This is a genomic window from Chitinophaga sancti, assembly GCF_034424315.1.
Lineage (GTDB): Bacteria > Bacteroidota > Bacteroidia > Chitinophagales > Chitinophagaceae > Chitinophaga > Chitinophaga sancti.
The window spans coordinates 8,380,014-8,397,159 of sequence record NZ_CP139972.1; the positions used below are offsets into that span (position 1 = coordinate 8,380,014).

At 44.7% G+C, this 17,146-nt stretch carries 19 protein-coding genes; 12 read left to right on the forward strand and 7 right to left on the reverse strand.

The features are described from left to right. Positions 1-322 precede the first annotated feature (322 nt). Positions 323-1,117, forward strand: coding sequence for a hypothetical protein (locus U0033_RS32995; RefSeq protein ID WP_072357133.1), 795 nt, complete (start codon positions 323-325; stop codon positions 1,115-1,117). 55 nt (positions 1,118-1,172) lie between these two features. Here the strand turns inward: U0033_RS32995 and U0033_RS33000 are convergent, their stop codons facing one another. From U0033_RS33000 to U0033_RS33010, 3 genes are all read right to left on the reverse strand, one after another. Next, the gene (locus U0033_RS33000; protein ID WP_083571334.1) at positions 1,173-2,141 is read right to left on the reverse strand and encodes a phosphatidylinositol-specific phospholipase C; all 969 of its coding nucleotides are present in this window, start codon (positions 2,139-2,141) and stop codon (positions 1,173-1,175) included. A gap of 326 nt (positions 2,142-2,467) precedes the next feature. Then, on the reverse strand, positions 2,468-3,382 hold the full coding sequence (gene xerD / locus U0033_RS33005; RefSeq protein WP_072357134.1) for a site-specific tyrosine recombinase XerD: 915 nt from the start codon (positions 3,380-3,382) through the stop codon (positions 2,468-2,470). A gap of 154 nt (positions 3,383-3,536) precedes the next feature. Then, a complete protein-coding gene (locus U0033_RS33010) occupies positions 3,537-3,956 on the reverse strand; it encodes a nucleoside-diphosphate kinase (protein ID WP_072357135.1) in 420 nt (139 codons plus the stop codon). A 263-nt stretch (positions 3,957-4,219) separates the two neighbouring features. Here U0033_RS33010 and U0033_RS33015 point away from each other — a divergent pair, with 263 nt between their 5' ends. Then, positions 4,220-5,224, forward strand: coding sequence for a DHH family phosphoesterase (locus U0033_RS33015; protein WP_072357136.1), 1,005 nt, complete (start codon positions 4,220-4,222; stop codon positions 5,222-5,224). A gap of 27 nt (positions 5,225-5,251) precedes the next feature. Beyond that, a complete protein-coding gene (locus U0033_RS33020) occupies positions 5,252-6,136 on the forward strand; it encodes an FKBP-type peptidyl-prolyl cis-trans isomerase (RefSeq protein ID WP_072357137.1) in 885 nt (294 codons plus the stop codon). A gap of 218 nt (positions 6,137-6,354) precedes the next feature. Here the strand turns inward: U0033_RS33020 and cdaA are convergent, their stop codons facing one another. Together cdaA and folP are read right to left on the reverse strand one after the other, a co-directional pair. Then, on the reverse strand, positions 6,355-7,170 hold the full coding sequence (gene cdaA, locus U0033_RS33025; protein ID WP_072357138.1) for a diadenylate cyclase CdaA: 816 nt from the start codon (positions 7,168-7,170) through the stop codon (positions 6,355-6,357). Between the two features lie 122 nt (positions 7,171-7,292). Continuing rightward, complete coding sequence (gene folP, locus U0033_RS33030) at positions 7,293-8,126, reverse strand: dihydropteroate synthase (RefSeq protein ID WP_072357491.1); 834 nt, start codon at positions 8,124-8,126, stop codon at positions 7,293-7,295. Between the two features lie 121 nt (positions 8,127-8,247). Between folP and U0033_RS33035 the strand changes: the two genes are divergently transcribed. From U0033_RS33035 to U0033_RS33060, 6 genes are all read left to right on the forward strand, one after another. Continuing rightward, the gene (locus U0033_RS33035) at positions 8,248-9,348 is read left to right on the forward strand and encodes a BT_3928 family protein (protein WP_072357139.1); all 1,101 of its coding nucleotides are present in this window, start codon (positions 8,248-8,250) and stop codon (positions 9,346-9,348) included. A 2-nt stretch (positions 9,349-9,350) separates the two neighbouring features. Continuing rightward, complete coding sequence (locus U0033_RS33040; protein ID WP_072357140.1) at positions 9,351-10,403, forward strand: ABC transporter permease; 1,053 nt, start codon at positions 9,351-9,353, stop codon at positions 10,401-10,403. Between the two features lie 140 nt (positions 10,404-10,543). Beyond that, on the forward strand, positions 10,544-11,059 hold the full coding sequence (locus U0033_RS33045; RefSeq protein WP_072357141.1) for an RNA polymerase sigma factor: 516 nt from the start codon (positions 10,544-10,546) through the stop codon (positions 11,057-11,059). Then, a complete protein-coding gene (locus U0033_RS33050; protein WP_072357142.1) occupies positions 11,049-11,642 on the forward strand; it encodes a hypothetical protein in 594 nt (197 codons plus the stop codon). The genes U0033_RS33045 and U0033_RS33050 overlap by 11 nt, the downstream gene beginning before the upstream one ends. A gap of 163 nt (positions 11,643-11,805) precedes the next feature. Next, positions 11,806-12,336 (forward strand): DUF4252 domain-containing protein, encoded by a 531-nt coding sequence (locus tag U0033_RS33055; protein WP_072357143.1) that lies wholly within the window; start codon positions 11,806-11,808, stop codon positions 12,334-12,336. Positions 12,337-12,377: 41 nt separating this feature from the next. Continuing rightward, positions 12,378-12,920 carry a DUF4252 domain-containing protein gene (locus U0033_RS33060; RefSeq protein WP_072357144.1) on the forward strand — a complete coding sequence of 181 codons (543 nt, stop codon included), beginning with the start codon at positions 12,378-12,380 and terminating at the stop codon, positions 12,918-12,920. A 152-nt stretch (positions 12,921-13,072) separates the two neighbouring features. Here U0033_RS33060 and U0033_RS33065 read toward each other — a convergent pair whose 3' ends face one another. Together U0033_RS33065 and recF are read right to left on the reverse strand one after the other, a co-directional pair. Next, positions 13,073-13,360: a DUF721 domain-containing protein gene (locus U0033_RS33065; RefSeq protein WP_072357145.1), complete on the reverse strand. Its 288-nt coding sequence runs from the start codon at positions 13,358-13,360 to the stop codon at positions 13,073-13,075. A gap of 16 nt (positions 13,361-13,376) precedes the next feature. After that, positions 13,377-14,453, reverse strand: a complete 1,077-nt coding sequence (gene recF, locus U0033_RS33070; RefSeq protein ID WP_083571335.1) for a DNA replication/repair protein RecF — start codon at positions 14,451-14,453, stop codon at positions 13,377-13,379. A gap of 128 nt (positions 14,454-14,581) precedes the next feature. Between recF and pdhA the strand changes: the two genes are divergently transcribed. The 3 genes from pdhA (at position 14,582) to ribH (ending at position 17,022) form a co-directional block, all read left to right on the forward strand. Then, positions 14,582-15,592 (forward strand): pyruvate dehydrogenase (acetyl-transferring) E1 component subunit alpha, encoded by a 1,011-nt coding sequence (gene pdhA / locus U0033_RS33075; RefSeq protein WP_072357146.1) that lies wholly within the window; start codon positions 14,582-14,584, stop codon positions 15,590-15,592. A 143-nt stretch (positions 15,593-15,735) separates the two neighbouring features. Continuing rightward, the gene (locus U0033_RS33080; RefSeq protein ID WP_072357147.1) at positions 15,736-16,437 is read left to right on the forward strand and encodes a tetratricopeptide repeat protein; all 702 of its coding nucleotides are present in this window, start codon (positions 15,736-15,738) and stop codon (positions 16,435-16,437) included. A gap of 81 nt (positions 16,438-16,518) precedes the next feature. After that, positions 16,519-17,022, forward strand: coding sequence for a 6,7-dimethyl-8-ribityllumazine synthase (gene ribH, locus U0033_RS33085; RefSeq protein ID WP_072357148.1), 504 nt, complete (start codon positions 16,519-16,521; stop codon positions 17,020-17,022). Positions 17,023-17,146 lie beyond the last annotated feature (124 nt).

The following is a 17,146-nucleotide window of genomic DNA, read 5'->3' on the forward strand; positions in this document are numbered from 1 at the left end:
CAGAAAGCAGAAAATGAACTTATTCGATTTTATATCACTGAGTTATGTGTGATAAAAAGGATTTTTTTGTATTAATTCTACCGTAGGGCTCACTGAAAAATGCGTAGAACTACGTATTTTAAAAACAACGTACTACAACGCTTGTCTGCCAATTGATACTTTTCAATCTTTGCATTGTGGGTAATGGCTATACCCACAATGCGAGCAAGCATCAACGGGCCTTTCTACCCATAGTTTGTTCATTCCTGGTAGACATGCAGAGAGACACCACAACAGGATTAGAGGTTAACCTGGGTTGACCCCAATTTTTAAACTTACAATTATGTGTTACCTACTAATTGGAAACGTTTCTGCACTGATCTCAGCTGACTGTACTGAACCTTTGATCAACGCCAGGATCAGGGTCTATTTGCCGGACGGGCATATTTCAAATTGTTATCCCCATAAATATACATTTAGTGGCCCCAGGCAGTTAACCCCATCAGAGGTGTTGAATAAGGAGGAACGGTTATTGGCCGAAACTGCCCTGGATCATCAAGGCAATTTCAGTCTTTGCTGGGAGCAGGTGCACTTATTCACGGAACCATTAGAGTTAGACATCTGTTTGCAGGGTATGCCCGAGGAAGCAGGCGAAAAGAAGGAAACACATTTCCACCTGAGTACACTGGTGCCTCCATGGAAGCATTCTATGCAGCGGTATGTAGCGGCTTATGCTTATGTCTTTCCAGTTGAAAGCTGGGCACAGATCCGAGCCAGCTATGGTACATGGGTGATAGCCGGAATAGTAAGGCGCACCCACGATAATGAGGGACAATCACAATTGAGAGTAAAAGCGTACAATGCAGGTAACCACCGCATGCTGGCCTGTAGCAGCACAGATGATCGGGGGCGTTACCAGATGAGGTTTAGTAGAAAGCAACTGTCCGCCGGACAGTTGCTTGGCCCCAATGTGTATTTTAAAGTATATAGAGATAAAAAATTATTGTGGGCGGAGCAGGCGGATGTCGCAGCTATGCCGGGAAGGAGAGCGATTGATGCATGTAGTGTAATAAATATTACGATGCAGGGAGGAATGGTGAAGAAGGCGGCAGGGTGGTTGAGTAGGGTGGTGGGTTGAAAATAAAATTATTTACGAGAGGTCAGCGTCTTCCGGCGCTGACCTCTCGCTATATTTAGAAGTTTGTATTTAAGATCGCTGTAGACCGCGTACTATTGGCAAAGTCCATAGGCACGATCCCGTATCTGCCTGATGTATGAGTAGAGAAATACGTTTGTATCTGTGGGTTGATAGTTCCTGATACTGAAGTAATACCTGGAATACCAAAGATGAGGGGCTTGTACCCGCTGGTATAATTAATATACAGTGTGCTGTTGATGGAACTGCTTGACTCCGTCCACATAGCAGTGACATTATTCCATTTGGAAGAATTGTCATTTACAATGTAATTATCCTGGATTTTCAAACTTGCGTTACCGTTATTAATAGTGAAGGTGGTGTTGTCAGCCCAGCTGGTAGCATCGATGCCTTTTGGGGTAGTGGTGGCTGAAAAGCGGCGGAGTAATACGATCTTGCCTCTTACATCTCCCAGGTTAGGCACAGTAGCAGTCAGGGAGATATTGCCGTATTTCGAGACATAAGTATCAAAGGTCTGTTCGAAGGTGCGGGTATTGTTGCTTGCATCATATTCTTCCTTTACACACATCACAATCACTTCTTTCGGATGATTGCTAAGAAAGGTTTTACAGGCGGTCAGTACATCATCGAAGTTCAGGTTCTGATAGATAGCCCCATGGTGAATGGCGAAGGCATTGTCAATGTGTCTGCAGCGAATGTCGAGGTAACGGATACCTGCTTCCAGCTGATCTGCGATGGAGAGATCCTGGCATTTGGCGGTACCGGATACCGGTTCTACGCGGGCACCACTGTCATGGGTACCTGGAATAGAGATGGCGGCAATGTTGGTGTTGTCTGCTAATGCTGTCATCCAGCTGTTGGATGCTACAGTTACAGCAGCAGTTGTATTGGTCGCCGCTACAGTGTTTTGTAGTTGTGGCGCGGGCAGGTCCTGTTTCGAACACGAAAACAGGAACAGGGATAACAGCATGGTTGCAGGTACATGCAGAAGTGGTGATGCTTTCATTGATTTTGCGTTAATAACAGGCAATAGGAATGTTAACGCATGCATTGTACAGGTCCATAGAGAGACTGACAGTGTAAACGTGTAACAAATTGTAGGTTTTGAATTACACGTGCAAAATAATCAGCTTATTGATAGGTTGTGAATGGGAGAACGATCATTAACAAAAGGGTAATAATTGCGGGCGGAGGAAAATTGTCTGAAACTGTTTGTGTATAAGGACTTGTGTTTTTTTGAAAAGTAAGGGTGATGAATTTTTGAGCGTTTTTTTAAGCCGTTTTTAATATTAAGCAGGCATTTTTTTCGATAAAGGAGAGATTCTCTTTCATTTAGTTCCGGTATTTTTTTAAAAACCCTGGATGGAATCTTTGCAAAGTATCCCTCAGGTATTCTCTGTCCAGGTGCGTATAGATCTCTGTAGTGGTAATACTTTCATGGCCCAGCATTTCCTGCACGGCGCGCAGATCTGCTCCTCCTTCTACCAGGTGTGTAGCAAATGAATGACGGAATGTATGTGGGGAAACCTGTTTCTCAATGCCTGCCGCCGCTGCCAGTTCTTTGATGACTATAAAGACCATCACCCTGGTGAGTGCACTTCCTCTCCGGTTCAGGAACAGTATATCTTCCTGGCCGGGTTTACAGGGCATATGTACACGCACTTCATCCTTATAGATATTGATGTATTTGATGGCATCGCGGCCGATGGGGATTAGTCTTTCTTTATCACCCTTGCCTATTACACGAATAAAACCTGCATCAAAATGTAATTGTGAGATCAGTAAACTGGTCACTTCACTCACGCGCAGGCCGCAGCTGTACATTGTTTCCAGGATGGCACGGTTACGGGCACCTTCGGGAGTACCTGTCTTTATTTGTGCGATGATCAGTTCTATTTCTTCGAAACTGAGTACATCGGGCAATTGCCGTTTTGTTTTGGGTGCTTCTAATAACTGTGTGGGATCGTTTTTGACGATGTCTTCCAGGAGCAGGTATTTATAAAAGGCTTTGATACCAGAGATGATGCGTGCCTGTGAGGTAGCTGTCATGCCCAGGGTAGCGATCCATTGTACACAGGATTGCAGCTGAGTGAGGCTGATCTGATCGGGTGGGAGGGTGATATGGGTGGACTGGAGGTATTGCACCAGTTTTTCAACATCCCGGAGATAGGCTTCGATAGAGTTGCCGGAGAGGGAACGTTCGAGTTGTAAATAAGCTTTGAATCCTTTCAGGTAGACATCCCACATGGGTGCAATTTAAGGAAACCTTTCAAATCCCCTGGGCATTGCTGCAGGCAGATTCGGGGGGAAATAGCATTGGCTTAAATGAATACAAACGATGATGCATAAAAAAGCGCCCTGCATTTGATGCAGGACGCTCTTTTGAAATATCTGAAATAGCTTAGAATTTTTCCAGACCAGAGAAGAAGAAGTCACCTTCGATCTGTGCATTTTCATCAGAGTCAGAACCGTGAACTGCGTTACGGCCGATAGACTCAGCATAAATTTTACGGATAGTACCTTCTGCAGCATTAGCCGGGTTGGTAGCTCCGATCAGTTTGCGGAATTCTTCAACAGCGTTATCCTTTTCCAGGATAGCTGCTACGATATGACCACTGCTCATGAATTCAACCAGTTCACCATAGAAAGGTCTTTCTTTGTGTACTGCATAGAATTCACCAGCTTTCTGAGCAGACAGTCTGGTCATCTTCATCGCTACGATGCGGAAACCAGCTTCGTTGATCTTGTTCAGGATACCACCGATATGACCGTTTTCTACGGCATCCGGCTTGATCATTGTAAAGGTTCTGTTGTTAGCCATAATATATTGAGTAACTAATTAGCGGATTTTGCGCGCAAATGTAACCAGAATTTAGGCAATCAGAAAAAAAAAGCGCCTGATACTCGGCAGAGGCAGAAAAAAAGAGCGGTTTCTGCTGCTAAAACAGGCATTTAGCCTGAAAATAGACCCTTCAGTAGGGAATTTTAAATCCTCCTCCCAAAAATTTTGTAATTCTGCGCTAAATAGAGAACTTCGCACTTCATTTTTCGGTAAAAACAGTTACATTATATTATTAATATAAAATGAAGAGGATCGAGGAAATTAAGCCTTTGCTGGAAACCCCTAAAAGAGTGGTCATAACGATGCATCAGAAACCGGATGCAGATGCAATGGGAAGTTCTCTGGCCCTGTACCATTATCTTAAGCAGAAAGGACACGACGTAACTGTTATTTCACCTACCAATTTTCCGGATTTCCTGAATTGGATGCCGGGTTCACAGGACGTGCTGGATTTTGAGTCTTCGCAGGATAAGGCGATGAAGGCATTGGAGGGAGTGGAATTGCTGTTTTGCCTGGATTTCAATGCGTTGTACAGGACCAAGAACATGGAGCCACACCTGGCTGCCCTGAATTGTTTGAAGGTACTGATTGACCATCATCTGGAGCCTCAGCCTGTGTTTGAATATGGCGTGAGTGATACTACAGCGGCTTCTACGGCATTATTAGTGTATGAGACTATACACAAAATGGGAGAAGAACGTTATATTAACGATGCAATGGCGCAGTGCATTTATGCAGGTACCATGACAGACACCGGTTCTTTCCGTTTTGCCTCCACATCATCCCGTGTACATCGTATGGTGGCTGATTTGCTGGATCATGGTTTGAACCACGAGCTGATTCACCAGGCGATTTACGATAATTTCCTTGAAAACCGTCTCCGCTTTCTGGGCCATTGCCTGCTGAACCGGATGGAGGTATACTATGAGTACAACACCGCGATGATCGCTATTCCATATACTGATCTGAAGCGTTTCGACCTGCAAACGGGCGATACTGAAGGTGTGGTCAACTTCCTGCTCTCTATCCAGGGCATAAAGATGGCGGCACTGATCATTGACCGTCACCAGGAGGTAAAGCTTTCGTTCCGTTCCAAAGGCGACTTTGACGTGAATACCTTTGCCCGTAAGTACTTTGACGGCGGCGGTCATTTCCACGCAGCCGGTGGTCATAGTGCAGATAACCTCGATGTGACCGTTCAACGTTTTGTTGACGCGATCGCTGAGAACGAAGAAGCATTACAATAAGTCATTCAATCCTACTAATACAGTCAAATGAAAAAGAACAATCAGTTGTTAGTTGCAGCATTGGGCCTGCTGCTGGCCTCCTGCGGTGGCGGTGGTCACAAGAAGACTCCCGGTGGCGTAGATTATATCGTTCATAAATCAGGTAGCGGTGCACAGTTGAAAGAAGGTGATACCGTTCTGATGAACATTATCCAGAAACTGAACGATTCCACGCTGGCTACTTCCCGCGAAAGAAGCGGTGGAGCACCGGTTCCTGTACTGATCCAGAAGTCTCAGCAGAAATGGGATCTGATGGACGGTCTGGCAGCCCTGCACGAAGGTGATAGTGCTACCTTTGCAATCCCTGTAGATTCCCTGCCTCAGCCACGTCCTCCTTTTGCTAAGAAAGGCGACAAGCTGAACGTTACTTTCGTAGTAGTAAGCAAATTCTCTTCTGTTAAGCAATTAGCTGAAGATCAGAAACTGATCAAGGATTATACTGCTAAGAACAATATCCAGGCGACTCCAACCCCTGAAGGTGTTTATGTTGCTACCCAGGTAGCTGGTACAGGCGAACAGCCTCAGGCAGGTGATACTGTGGTAGTTAACTACACTGGTAAACTGCTGAATGGTAAAGTATTCGATTCTTCTGTTGATACGACTATCAATCCAGGCAGACCTCTGCAGCCAATCCGTTTCCCAATCGGTAAAGGTTTTGTAATTAAAGGTTGGGATGCTGGTATCGCTTCTCTGAAGAAAGGTACTAAAGCTACCCTGATCCTGCCTTCTACACTGGGTTATGGTCTGCAGCCAACTCCGATGATCCCTTCTAACTCCGTACTGGTGTTCGATGTGGAACTGTTGGATATCAAGAAGCCAACTGCTGCTCCGGCTACACCGGCTGCACCAGGTGCTCCTGCAAAGAAGAAATAATTAATTTCTTATAAATAAAAGAGGCTGAACGTTTTGATGCGTTCAGCCTCTTTTTCTGAAAAAGGTTTTCATTACCGTTGGTGAATTCCCTCTTTCATGAGTGTTTTTATTTGTTTGTTGATGAATTCCCTTTTCGTGCTGTTAATAAATACCCAATTTTTGATATCTTCCTGTATCAGGTTTTCAGGTCTGTTGTGCATCCCTTCTTCATGAATGTCTTATCCAGGATATCCTTCCACCAGCACTTCGTACAATTTACTCTTCAGATCCTCCAGGGATACATCCTGTGTCAGGGTTCCGTCTTCTGCGTAAGAGATGGTTCCTCTTTCTTCCGAGACTACAATCGCGAGATTATCGCTGTGCTCCGTGATCCCCACTGCTGAGCGGTGCCGGAGACCTACTTGTAAAGGAAGATTAGGGTTCTCAGAAACCGGCAGGATGACCTTAGCCGCCAGGATCTTGTTGCCCACGATGATCAGTGCCCCGTCATGCAGCGGACTTCCTTTGCAGAAAATACTTTCCAGCAGTTTTGCATTGATATTACTATCCAGTGAAATGCTGGAGGCAGTATCAAATTTTACACGATAAGAATTGGACAGCACAATCAATGCCCCTGTGGAGGTAGCTGCCATGTGGCTTACGGCAGTGACCACTTCGTCGATAATGTTCTCTTCTTCTTTGTAGCTTTTGAATTTATCTGGTAAGAAAAGTTTTGTGAAGAAACTGTCTTTGCTAAGCGGCGCTTTTTTCCCTAATACCAGCAGGAACTTACGGATTTCAGGCTGAAAGATGATAATAATAGCAATCAGACCGATATTGATGAAGTTCTGAAGGATGAGCGTGAGAATCGGCATGTGCAGGAGTTCCACCATGAAATAGGCGAAGTAAACCATGAGCAGGCCAACGAATATATTGAATGCCAGACTGCCTTTGAGCAGGCGGTAGAGCTGTATTACCAGAAAGATGACGATCGCCAGGTCAAGTACATTCAACCAGTTGTAACGGAATCCGTTAAATTGAAACAAGTCTTCCATAGATTGTAAAAATAGTGAATATTAAATGGATATGGTTTAAATAGGATGTAGCACCCAGTTATGAGTGCAAACATCAATGTGGGTCAAAAAGTGGTTAATGTGCGCTTTTTGATCAGGAAATATCAGAGACCTTTCATATACTGATGGATCTTTACTGCTTCCATCGCAGCCTTTACATCATGTACCCTTAATATTTGTGCGCCGGCCTGTAAAGATAGTGTATTCAACACCGTTGTACCGTTCAGCGCGTCCGCTGGTGTAATTTCCAGCAATTTATAAATCATCGACTTTCGGGAGATGCCAATCAATAAAGGGCAATCCAATATATGAAAAGCATTCATATTTTTCAAAAGTGTATAATTGTGTGCGATGGTTTTACCAAAACCAAAGCCAGGGTCAATAATGAGGTCTTTGATGCCTGCTGCCAGGCATTCCGCCTTTTTCTTTATGAAATAATCCAGCACTTCGCGGGTTACATCTTCATAATGTGGCTGGTGTTGCATGCTGGCGGGTGTTCCCTGCATATGCATTGCGATATATGGAGCTTTGGTAGCTGCTGCTACGGCGATCATGCCCGGATCCATGTCGCCCGCGCTGATATCGTTGATGATGGCGGCTCCGGCAGAGATGCATTGCGCTGCTACCTTTGCATAGTAAGTGTCTACCGATATGATTACATCCGGGAAGCGCTCTACCAGTGCCGAGATGGCTGGTATCAGTCTGTCGATTTCTGTGTTTTCGCCCACGGTAAGGGAGCCGGGACGCGTGCTTTGTGCCCCGATGTCCAGTATCTGCGCGCCTGCTGCGAGGTGTTGCGCAGCTTTGTCCATGATCGCATCCAGTTGTTTGGTGCGACTATCAGCAAAAAAAGAATCATCAGTAATATTGATGATCCCCATCACAACCGGTGTGGTTGACAGGTCCAGTAATTTGCCTTTACAGTTAATAGTACTCATAATTGCCATTCCTCCTTTCCGTTTATCCTGTTTGCGTATTATTGATTATTTTGCCATGCAAATTTAGCTATAATGTGTTGATGTGCCGGCAGGTAAACTGGCACAATAAATTAAATTATCCATGAAATTTCTCCTTAACCTATTAAGAATCATTGTGGGGGTGTTGTTCATCTTCTCCGGTCTGGTCAAAGCGAATGATCCGCTGGGCCTGAGTTATAAGATGGATGAATTTTTTGAAGTACTGCACCTGGGCTTTATGTCGCACTACTCGCTGGTGTACTCAGTGGCCATGAATGCATTTGAGATTGTATGTGGTGTAGCGATATTGATCGGGTACAGGATGCGCTTGTTCACCTGGCTGATCTTATTGCTGATTGCGTTCTTTACGTTCCTGACAGCGTATGCGTTGTTTAGCGGTACGGTACGCGAGTGTGGCTGTTTTGGGGATTGTATTAAACTGTCTCCGGCAGAGACTTTCTGGAAGGATGTGGCTTTACTGGTGATGATCCTGGTGATCTTCTTTTATAAAGATAAGATCGGGCCTTTGTTTGGCACGAAAGCAAATGGAGCATTGATGCTGGTATCACTGATCTTCTCACTGGGTATTCAGTGGTATACGCTGGCGCATCTGCCCCTGGTGGATTGCCTTGGTTATAAGGTAGGTAATAATATTCCTGAGAAGATGAAACTGCCACCGGGTGCGCATCCGGATGTGTATGAGACGGTGTTGATCTATAAGAAAGATGGTAAGGCGAAGGAATTTACGACGGAGAACTTCCCATGGAATGATAGTACCTGGGTGTATGTAGATAGAAAAGACAAGTTGGTAAAAGAAGGGGATGGTGAACCGCCGGTGAAGGATTTTATTCTGACGGATTTTGATGGTGGTAACCAGACGGAGGCGATATTGACAGAGGCAACACCGGTGTATTTGTTCCTGGTAAAAGATGTGAATGAAGCAGCGGATGGCTGGCAACGTAAAATGGCGGCATTACAGGCCCTCGCAAAACAGGGTAAATGTTATATTTATGGGGTAACAGCATCTACAAAAGACCAGGTGGAACCTTTTGTGAAGAAGAACGGACTGGACTTTCAATTCCTGAATATGGACGGAACGGCTATTAAGACGGCAGGCAGGAGTAATCCTTGTTTGCTGTTGCTGGAGAAGGGTACCATCAAAGGAAAGTGGAGCTACCGTGATTTGCCATTTGCTATCGACTGATTATGCTGAGATTTCTCCTGCGAAAAATAAGTTACGGAATACTGGTGCTGCTCGGGGTAGTGGCACTGGTATTTTTTTTATTTAATGTATTGCCTGGCGACCCGGCGCGACTGACACTGGGGCAGCGGGCGGATGTGGCTTCGCTGGAGAATGTGCGGAAGGAATTGCATTTGGACAAGCCGGTGGCGGTGCAGTTTTTATTGTACCTGAATGATTTGTCTCCCATATCGGTACATTCGGGTGAGGAGGCAGAGCGTGTTTTGCATTTTGTGCCTTTGCTGCATTTGAGCGGAGATAGGTTGCTGGTGTTAAAGACACCTTATTTAAGAAGATCTTACCAGGGAAAGAAAGATGTGTGGGAGATGCTGACGGAGGCTTTGCCGGGAACATTGGTACTGGCGGTGGCAGCGATCCTGTTTGCAACGGTGGCGGGGATTGGATTAGGGATCTTATCGGCGGTAAAGAAAGATACCTGGATGGATACGGGGGCGGTGTTTGCGAGTGTGGTGGGAATTTCGGCGCCATCGTTCTTTATGGGGATTGTGCTGGCATATCTGTTCGGCTTTGTGCTGAGTGATTATACGGGTTTGCATATGACGGGGAGTTTGTTCGACTATGATGCGTTTTCGGGCTGGACCCTGACTTTGCGGAACCTGGTATTGCCGGCGGTGACATTGGGGATCCGGCCATTGGCGATTATTGTACAGTTGACAAGGGGGGCGATGCTGGATGTATTGCACCAGGATTATATCAGGACGGCATATGCGAAGGGGTTGCCGAAGTGGGCGGTGATATTCAGGCATGCTTTGCGGAATGCTTTGAACCCGGTGGTGACGGCGATTACAGGGTGGTTTGCAGAGTTGCTGGCAGGGGCGTTTTTCGTGGAGTATATATTTGGATGGAAAGGGATTGGGAAAATGACGGTAGATGCGTTGGAGAAGTTTGATTTTCCGGTGTTGATGGGGGCCGTGTTGTTTACGGCGGGGATATTTGTGGTGATTAATTTGCTGGCGGATTTGTTGTATAGTGTGATAGATCCGCGGATAAAGCTGTAAATTGTTTGATTAATAGTATTGTAAATCAAAGCCCTATGGGCTTTTTTCGTTTTAGGCCGTTTTTTTTTAAAAAACTTTGAAACTTTTGTAACAAACCCTCACACGAGTCGTCTTCCTTATATAAACGCCCTGGTTAATATATGTCTCTTGCAATATTTGAAACACAAGTCATCCCGGTCAGGCAAAAGCTTTATCGCTTTGCTTACCACCTGCTGGGGAATGAGGAGGATGCGAGAGACATCACCCAGGATGCGATGGTGAAAGTGTGGCAGCAGAAAGAGCGGATGACGGAGCTGCAGAATATGGAGGCATGGTGTATGCGGATAGTGCGGAATCTTGCATTGGACAGGTTGAAATCTAAAAAGTATCGCAGATCGGAGGAATTGGATAAGGCGGTTGATATGGTTGTTACACAGCAGGATAATCCTCATGAGGCTGCGGCTAAGCAGGATGTGATGAACAGTGTGCACCGGATCATGCGGGCATTGCCGGAAAAATACCGTACTATTATGCAATTGCGTGATATAGACGGTCATACTTACCAGGAGATTGCGGATATACTAGAAATAGACCTGAGTGATGTAAAGGTGAATTTACATCGTGCCCGTAAATCAGTACGTGAACAATTACAAAAACTGCAAGTGTATGGAGTATAATGAGATCAGAGAATTACTGAGCCGGTATTGGGAAGGGGAAACTTCGCTGGAAGAAGAGGAATTGCTGCGCAGTTTTTTTGCTGGGAACAGGCAGGAGCTGCCGGCAGATTTGAGGGAGGCAGCGGCGTTGTTTGGGTATTTTGTGATGGAGGGGGAGCGGGAGATGGCTGGTTTGGAGGAGATGGAAGATTTAGAGAAGAGGGTTTTAGAGAGAGGGGTAGTGGGTGAGGGAGCATTAGAAGAGATTTCTTCTCAGGAGGGTAAAGAAAAAACGAAGAGAAATACAGTGCTCGTTTCCATGCCTCGTCCTTATCAGCACTGGATGAAATATGCGGCAGTATTGCTTTTGGGAGTAGGGCTGGCATATAGTGGTCGTCAGTTTAAGATCAAGCAGGAGCAGATGAATGATCGTGGTATGGCGGAGGCACTGAACAAAGTGGATACCTATGATGATCCGAAGGAGGCTTATGTGGCGACAAAGAAGGCGCTGGAGCTGTTGGCGAAGAACCTGAATAAGGGTACGGCGCAGGCGAAAAAGATCGCTTATTTTAACGAAGCGACGGAGATTATTAAAGCGGATTAAAAGAGAAACGAGCAATCAGGAATAATGTAGAGCGAACTTGAACTGTCATTTTTTTAGGTTTTAATTTTTTAAGAAGTAAAAACAATTAAAACCATGAGCCAAACAAAACGTAACAAAACACAAATCTGGCCATTCTAATTCCTTAAAATAAAATTGTAAAACAATGAAACGCTTATGTTTATTGCTGTTGCTATTAACAGCAGCTACGGGCCTGTTTGCCCAACAGGTAAGTGTGATCGATCGTTTTTTTCAAAAGTATGAAAACGACCAGAGCTTTACTTTGGTCAGCGTCACACCTAAGATGTTCTCCATGTTCAGCAAATTTGATATTAATTCTGCTGAAGGAAAGAGCTTCATGACGATTGTCAAAAAGCTTAAAGGACTACGGATCCTTGTAAAAGAAAACACGAAAGATGGGAATAAGCTGTACCAGGAAGCGGCCTCCCAGTTGACAAAGGAGTATGAGGAACTGATGACTGTACGGAGTGATGGGGAACTGGTGAAGTTCATGGTAAAAGAGAATAGTAAGGGGAATATTGCAGAGCTGATTATGCTGGTGGGGAGTAAGGACGAATTTGTAGCGATGAGTTTATTGGGGGATATTGATTTGAACGAGATCAGCCAGATAGCTAATGATATGAATATTGGGGGGATGGATAGGCTGAAATCCCTGAATAAGAAAAGTACAATGTAAAGAACCACAGGTTTTAAATTGATTTAAATTAAACAAGCCTTATGAAACATTGCCTCGTATTATCACTCTTTGTTTGTTTATTTTTTAACACAACGTCCACGCAAGCCCAGGATCGCCTGCTCTCACAATTTTATAATGCTCATAGAGGCGTGGCCGTAACTTTCCGAATTGGCGTAGGCAGATTGCCCATGCGCTTTATATCCGGCCTTATTCCACGTGATAAGGTTGCTGATGGTGCAGATGCAAAGATGATTTTTTCAAAGATCCACAAAATCAAGCTCTATGCTATGGAAGGCTATGACGGGCCGATTCCTGCCGCTGATCTGCTTAGCCTGAAACGAAAGCTGATTGATAAAGATCACTTTGATGTACTTATGGAGGTAAGAGATAAGGGGAGTGTGGTGCATGTATTAAATAAAGGAGCGGATGATAACCTGGGGAATGTAGTAATGTTGATTCAGGATGAGAAGGATATACTTATAGTACATTTACATACCAGTTTGAAAGTAGATGACATTAATATGCTGATCAGGGAGTTTAATAAAAAATCATCGTCATCAACTACATCCACGGCGAGTTTATAAATCCAATTTTTTCAGGTTGGGAACATTAGTCACAAGCTAATGTTTTCGCCGTTTTAGAGATGTTTAAAGGAATATTGGGTTTCGGAGGCTTTCAAAAATGGAATTTGAGGTGTTAAAAATGAAGGTGCATGACAGCGCAAAAAAAATGATCCTTACCGGATCACTACTTCTCTTACCACCGGCTCGCCCAGCATCTCATTCACCAGCTTAATAATCTTATCTTTTGAATAAGACAATTCTTGTTTTAAGGGTGCTACATTGGTAGAAATCAACAATTTCCCGTCAATCAACTGAATACCCTCAGTATACCTGGAGATCGTTTTACCCATGATTTGTTCCCAGTTCTCTCTGATCCGTACTTCTGTAAGCCGTGGTTTCATCCGGCTTTTATCCATAAAATCTTTGAGGGCATCTCCCATTGTCGTAATACCGTAGCGCATGCCGCAAAGATAAGCATTACTCCATCTCTACCAATTGAAAACCTGCTTCTTTTTCTTTAAATGCATCTACTAATCTTGTAGCATGTGTATCAGTGATGAACACCTGCCCGTAATCAGCACCGCTTACCAGCTGTATAAGGCGTGAAACACGCTCCTGGTCCAGCTTTTCAAACACATCATCGAGCAAGAGTAATGGTGCAAAGCCTTTGTGTTTTCTGATCACTTCATACTGCGCCAGTTTCAGTGCAAACAAAAAACTTTTTCGTTGTCCCTGCGATGCACTTGATTTCATAGCATGGTCATCCAGCAGGAACTGCAGATCATCTCTGTGAATACCACCTGTGGTACGCTGCATCATGGTATCCTTATAGCGATTGGCTTGCAGCAGTTGTGCAAATGACTGCTCATGGAGACTGCAGAGGTATTGAATATTCACTACCTCGTGCTGGCCGGCGATGTAATCATATAATGATTGCACCTGTTGTATGAAAGAAGGCAGGAAATTTCTACGCCATTCATAAATAGGTGTACCGTGTTGAATGAGCTGATCGTCAAACACGTCGAGCAACATATCCTGGCTGGTGGCAGGGGCTGCTTTGAGCAGGCTGTTGCGTTGCTGTAATACTTTCTGGTAAGTGATGAGGTGATCCAGGTAGCCGGGATGTAGCTGGCAGAGCAGGGCATCGAGCCATTTGCGGCGTTCCTCGCTTCCGCCCAGGATAATTTCGGCATCGTCGGGGGCGATCATAACAGCGGGAAATTTGCCGATATGCTGGGAAAATCGTTCGTATGATTCATCGTTGAGGGCTATATCTTTTTTGCCATCTTTGACGGTGCATACAATATGTTCTTCATGGCCTTCTTTGTCGAGGAATGCATCGATCCGGAAGCCATTGGTGTTGTACTGGGTATTTTGTGCTTCGCTGCTGGTAAAGTAGCTTTTTGTGAAGCAGAGGTAGTAAATAGCATCCAGGAGGTTGGTTTTTCCTGAGCCGTTGCGCCCGGTGATGCCAATGATCCGCCTGGAGAACCGGTGATCTGCCCGTGTATAGTTCTTAAATTGTACTAATGATATCTTTTTGAGCGACAGCAAATTGTAATTTTTTTAACCCCTGTATGGCAGGTGCCTATTATATTATTATGGTATGTATTTCCAGCAAAGTTGCAAAGTATTTAGTTTTTAGGATTTTCCTGTTATATTTGCGGACAAATTAAGAAACAGTGGCTACAAAAACAGACGTAAAGACGAAGTTCACCAAAGAGACGTATTTGTATTGGTATGAATTGATGCTCTTGCTGCGCCGCTTTGAGGAAAAAGCCGGCCAATTATATGGAATGCAGAAGATTCGTGGTTTTTGCCACCTGTACATTGGACAGGAAGCGATAGCTGCGGGTTGTATGACAGCAACTAAACCGGAGGATAAATTCATCACTGCTTATCGTGACCATGCGCTGGCTATTGCCAAGGGTATGTCTCCGGACGCTTGTATGGCTGAACTGTATGGTAAAGCTACTGGTTGTTCTAAGGGTAAGGGTGGTAGTATGCACTTTTTCTCTTTAGAGCATAACTTTTTTGGCGGACACGGTATTGTGGGCGCTCAGATTGGTACCGGTGCGGGCCTGGCATTTGCTGAGAAATACAAGGGTACTGACAATGTTGCAGTAGTCTTCTTTGGAGATGGTGCTGCCCGTCAGGGTATGCTGCATGAGACATTTAACATGGCCATGCTGTGGAAACTGCCAGTAATTTTCATTTGCGAAAACAACATGTACGCAATGGGTACTTCAGTAGAACGTACTTCTAACGTACTGGATATCTATAAGTTAGCTAACGCCTACGATATGGCTAGCGATACTATCGACGGTATGAGCTGTGAAGCGGTACATGAAGGTATGGATAGAGCTGTAAAGCGTGCGCGCGCCGGCGAAGGTCCATCCTTACTTGAGATCAAAACTTACCGTTATCGTGGCCACTCTATGAGTGATCCTGCTAAGTATCGTACTAAGGAAGAAGTAGAAGAATACAAAGAGAGAGATCCGCTGACTGTGGTACTGAAGACCATTCAGAAAAACAAATGGGCGACAGAAGCAGAAATCGAAGCTATCACTGAGAAGGTTAAACAACAGGTTGAACATTGCGTAGAATTTGCAGAAAATTCTCCATGGCCTTCTGATGACGAGCTGCTGAAAGATGTATACACACAACAGGATTATCCTTTCATTGTTGACTAAGTGATATTTAATAGGTTAGCGGTCAGGTCCGGGCATGAATTGGCGCGGCAGATTCGCTAACCTTTTTTATATTTGCGGGAATATGGCGATCAGGCCGTACCTGTACCCTAATAAGAAATAACAATTTAACGATCACAATTACAATGACCGAAACAAAAAATAAGGCCGCTGAATCTGCTCCTGTAAAGAAGGACTTCGACTTGCAAAACTCTGTACACAAGGCGGAAGACTTTTATTTCAAGAACAAGAATGTCATCAACATTGCCCTTCTCGTTATCGTTGTGGTGATAGGCGGTACATTTGCCTACAACAAATTCATCAAGGCTCCGAATGAGAAGAAAGCAGCGGACATGGTATTCCACGCACAGAAAGCTTTTGAAAAAGATTCATTTAACCTGGCACTGAACGGAGATGGTAACAACGATGGCTTCTTACAGGTAATTAAGAAGTACGGCAGCACCAAAACCGGTCAATTGTCAAAATATTATGCTGGTCTTTGCTACGTGAAGATGGGCAAGTTCCAGGAAAGTATCGATATGCTGAAAGATTTCAATGCAGGCGATCAGCTGGTGCAGGCTATGGCTTATGGCGTAACCGGCGATGCTTACATGGAATTGAAGAATACTGAGAAAGGAATCGAGTATTATAAAAAAGCTGGTCAGTACAGCGACAACGATTTTACTGGTCCAACCTACCTGTTCCGTGCAGGTGTAGCTTTGGAGCTTGCTGGTAAGAACGACGAAGCGATCGCTGTTTACAAGCAGATCCGCGAAAAATATCCTCAGTCCAACGAAGGCCGCGAGATGGATAAATACCTGGCCAGACTGGGTGTAGTTAGAGAATAATTTCGGCAGAGGGAGGATACTACAAATTGTGGAATATTTTCGTAATGGTGGTATGCTCACTCCCGGTAGAATATATTCAACATGTCAATACATAATCAAAGTTTATTGGACGATACTGGCATTCTCGGAATTGAGGATGCCAGTGTTGTTATAGTGTATACCGAATGGAATGATGCTGTCATCAGTGAGTTGGTGGCGGGCTGTGACAAGACGCTTGCGCAGTATAATATCACAAAGGTTGCTAAAGTGAAAGTTCCGGGTGCGTTTGAGCTCCCCTTTGCTGCGAAACAATATTGGGAGCATACCCAGGGCACAGGTGCTCAGCCTGGCGCTATTATTGCATTTGGGTGTGTGATCCGTGGGGAGACACCTCATTTTGATTACGTTTGTAAGGGTGTGACAGAGGGCCTGATGCAATTGAACCTGGAATTGCCTGTGCCGGTTATCTTCGGGATTTTGACGGTTGATAATATGGAACAGGCGCAGGAACGGTTGGGTGGCATACATGGACATAAAGGTGAAGAAGGTGCACTGACCGCGCTGAAAATGATCAGTATGATGCGGAAGATGCAAAAGGGCAAGTAAATTTCTCGTATTTAAATAGGGTGGTATTTTGATTGGCATAAAGCGAAAGCTTTATGCTATAATATTGAATGGTAAGATGCAGCGTTTGCACCAGACTATGTAATTTTCCGATAGCTTATCAGCT

Excerpts from the sequence above, each read along its gene's own strand:
- U0033_RS33045 (WP_072357141.1), top strand. The coding sequence starts at position 10,544 with ATGTCTCTTGCAATATTTGAAACACAAGTCATCCCGGTCAGGCAAAAG.
- xerD (WP_072357134.1), bottom strand. The coding sequence starts at position 3,382 with ATGTGGGATGTCTACCTGAAAGGATTCAAAGCTTATTTACAACTCGAA.
- U0033_RS33020 (WP_072357137.1), top strand. The coding sequence starts at position 5,252 with ATGAAAAAGAACAATCAGTTGTTAGTTGCAGCATTGGGCCTGCTGCTG.
- cdaA (WP_072357138.1), bottom strand. The coding sequence starts at position 7,170 with ATGGAAGACTTGTTTCAATTTAACGGATTCCGTTACAACTGGTTGAAT.
- U0033_RS33065 (WP_072357145.1), bottom strand. The coding sequence starts at position 13,360 with ATGCGCTACGGTATTACGACAATGGGAGATGCCCTCAAAGATTTTATG.
- U0033_RS33035 (WP_072357139.1), top strand. The coding sequence starts at position 8,248 with ATGAAATTTCTCCTTAACCTATTAAGAATCATTGTGGGGGTGTTGTTC.
- U0033_RS33000 (WP_083571334.1), bottom strand. The coding sequence starts at position 2,141 with ATGAAAGCATCACCACTTCTGCATGTACCTGCAACCATGCTGTTATCC.
- U0033_RS33040 (WP_072357140.1), top strand. The coding sequence starts at position 9,351 with ATGCTGAGATTTCTCCTGCGAAAAATAAGTTACGGAATACTGGTGCTG.
- ribH (WP_072357148.1), top strand. The coding sequence starts at position 16,519 with ATGTCAATACATAATCAAAGTTTATTGGACGATACTGGCATTCTCGGA.
- U0033_RS33055 (WP_072357143.1), top strand. The coding sequence starts at position 11,806 with ATGAAACGCTTATGTTTATTGCTGTTGCTATTAACAGCAGCTACGGGC.
- folP (WP_072357491.1), bottom strand. The coding sequence starts at position 8,126 with ATGAGTACTATTAACTGTAAAGGCAAATTACTGGACCTGTCAACCACA.
- U0033_RS33080 (WP_072357147.1), top strand. The coding sequence starts at position 15,736 with ATGACCGAAACAAAAAATAAGGCCGCTGAATCTGCTCCTGTAAAGAAG.
- U0033_RS33060 (WP_072357144.1), top strand. The coding sequence starts at position 12,378 with ATGAAACATTGCCTCGTATTATCACTCTTTGTTTGTTTATTTTTTAAC.
- U0033_RS33010 (WP_072357135.1), bottom strand. The coding sequence starts at position 3,956 with ATGGCTAACAACAGAACCTTTACAATGATCAAGCCGGATGCCGTAGAA.
- U0033_RS32995 (WP_072357133.1), top strand. The coding sequence starts at position 323 with ATGTGTTACCTACTAATTGGAAACGTTTCTGCACTGATCTCAGCTGAC.
- U0033_RS33050 (WP_072357142.1), top strand. The coding sequence starts at position 11,049 with ATGGAGTATAATGAGATCAGAGAATTACTGAGCCGGTATTGGGAAGGG.
- U0033_RS33015 (WP_072357136.1), top strand. The coding sequence starts at position 4,220 with ATGAAGAGGATCGAGGAAATTAAGCCTTTGCTGGAAACCCCTAAAAGA.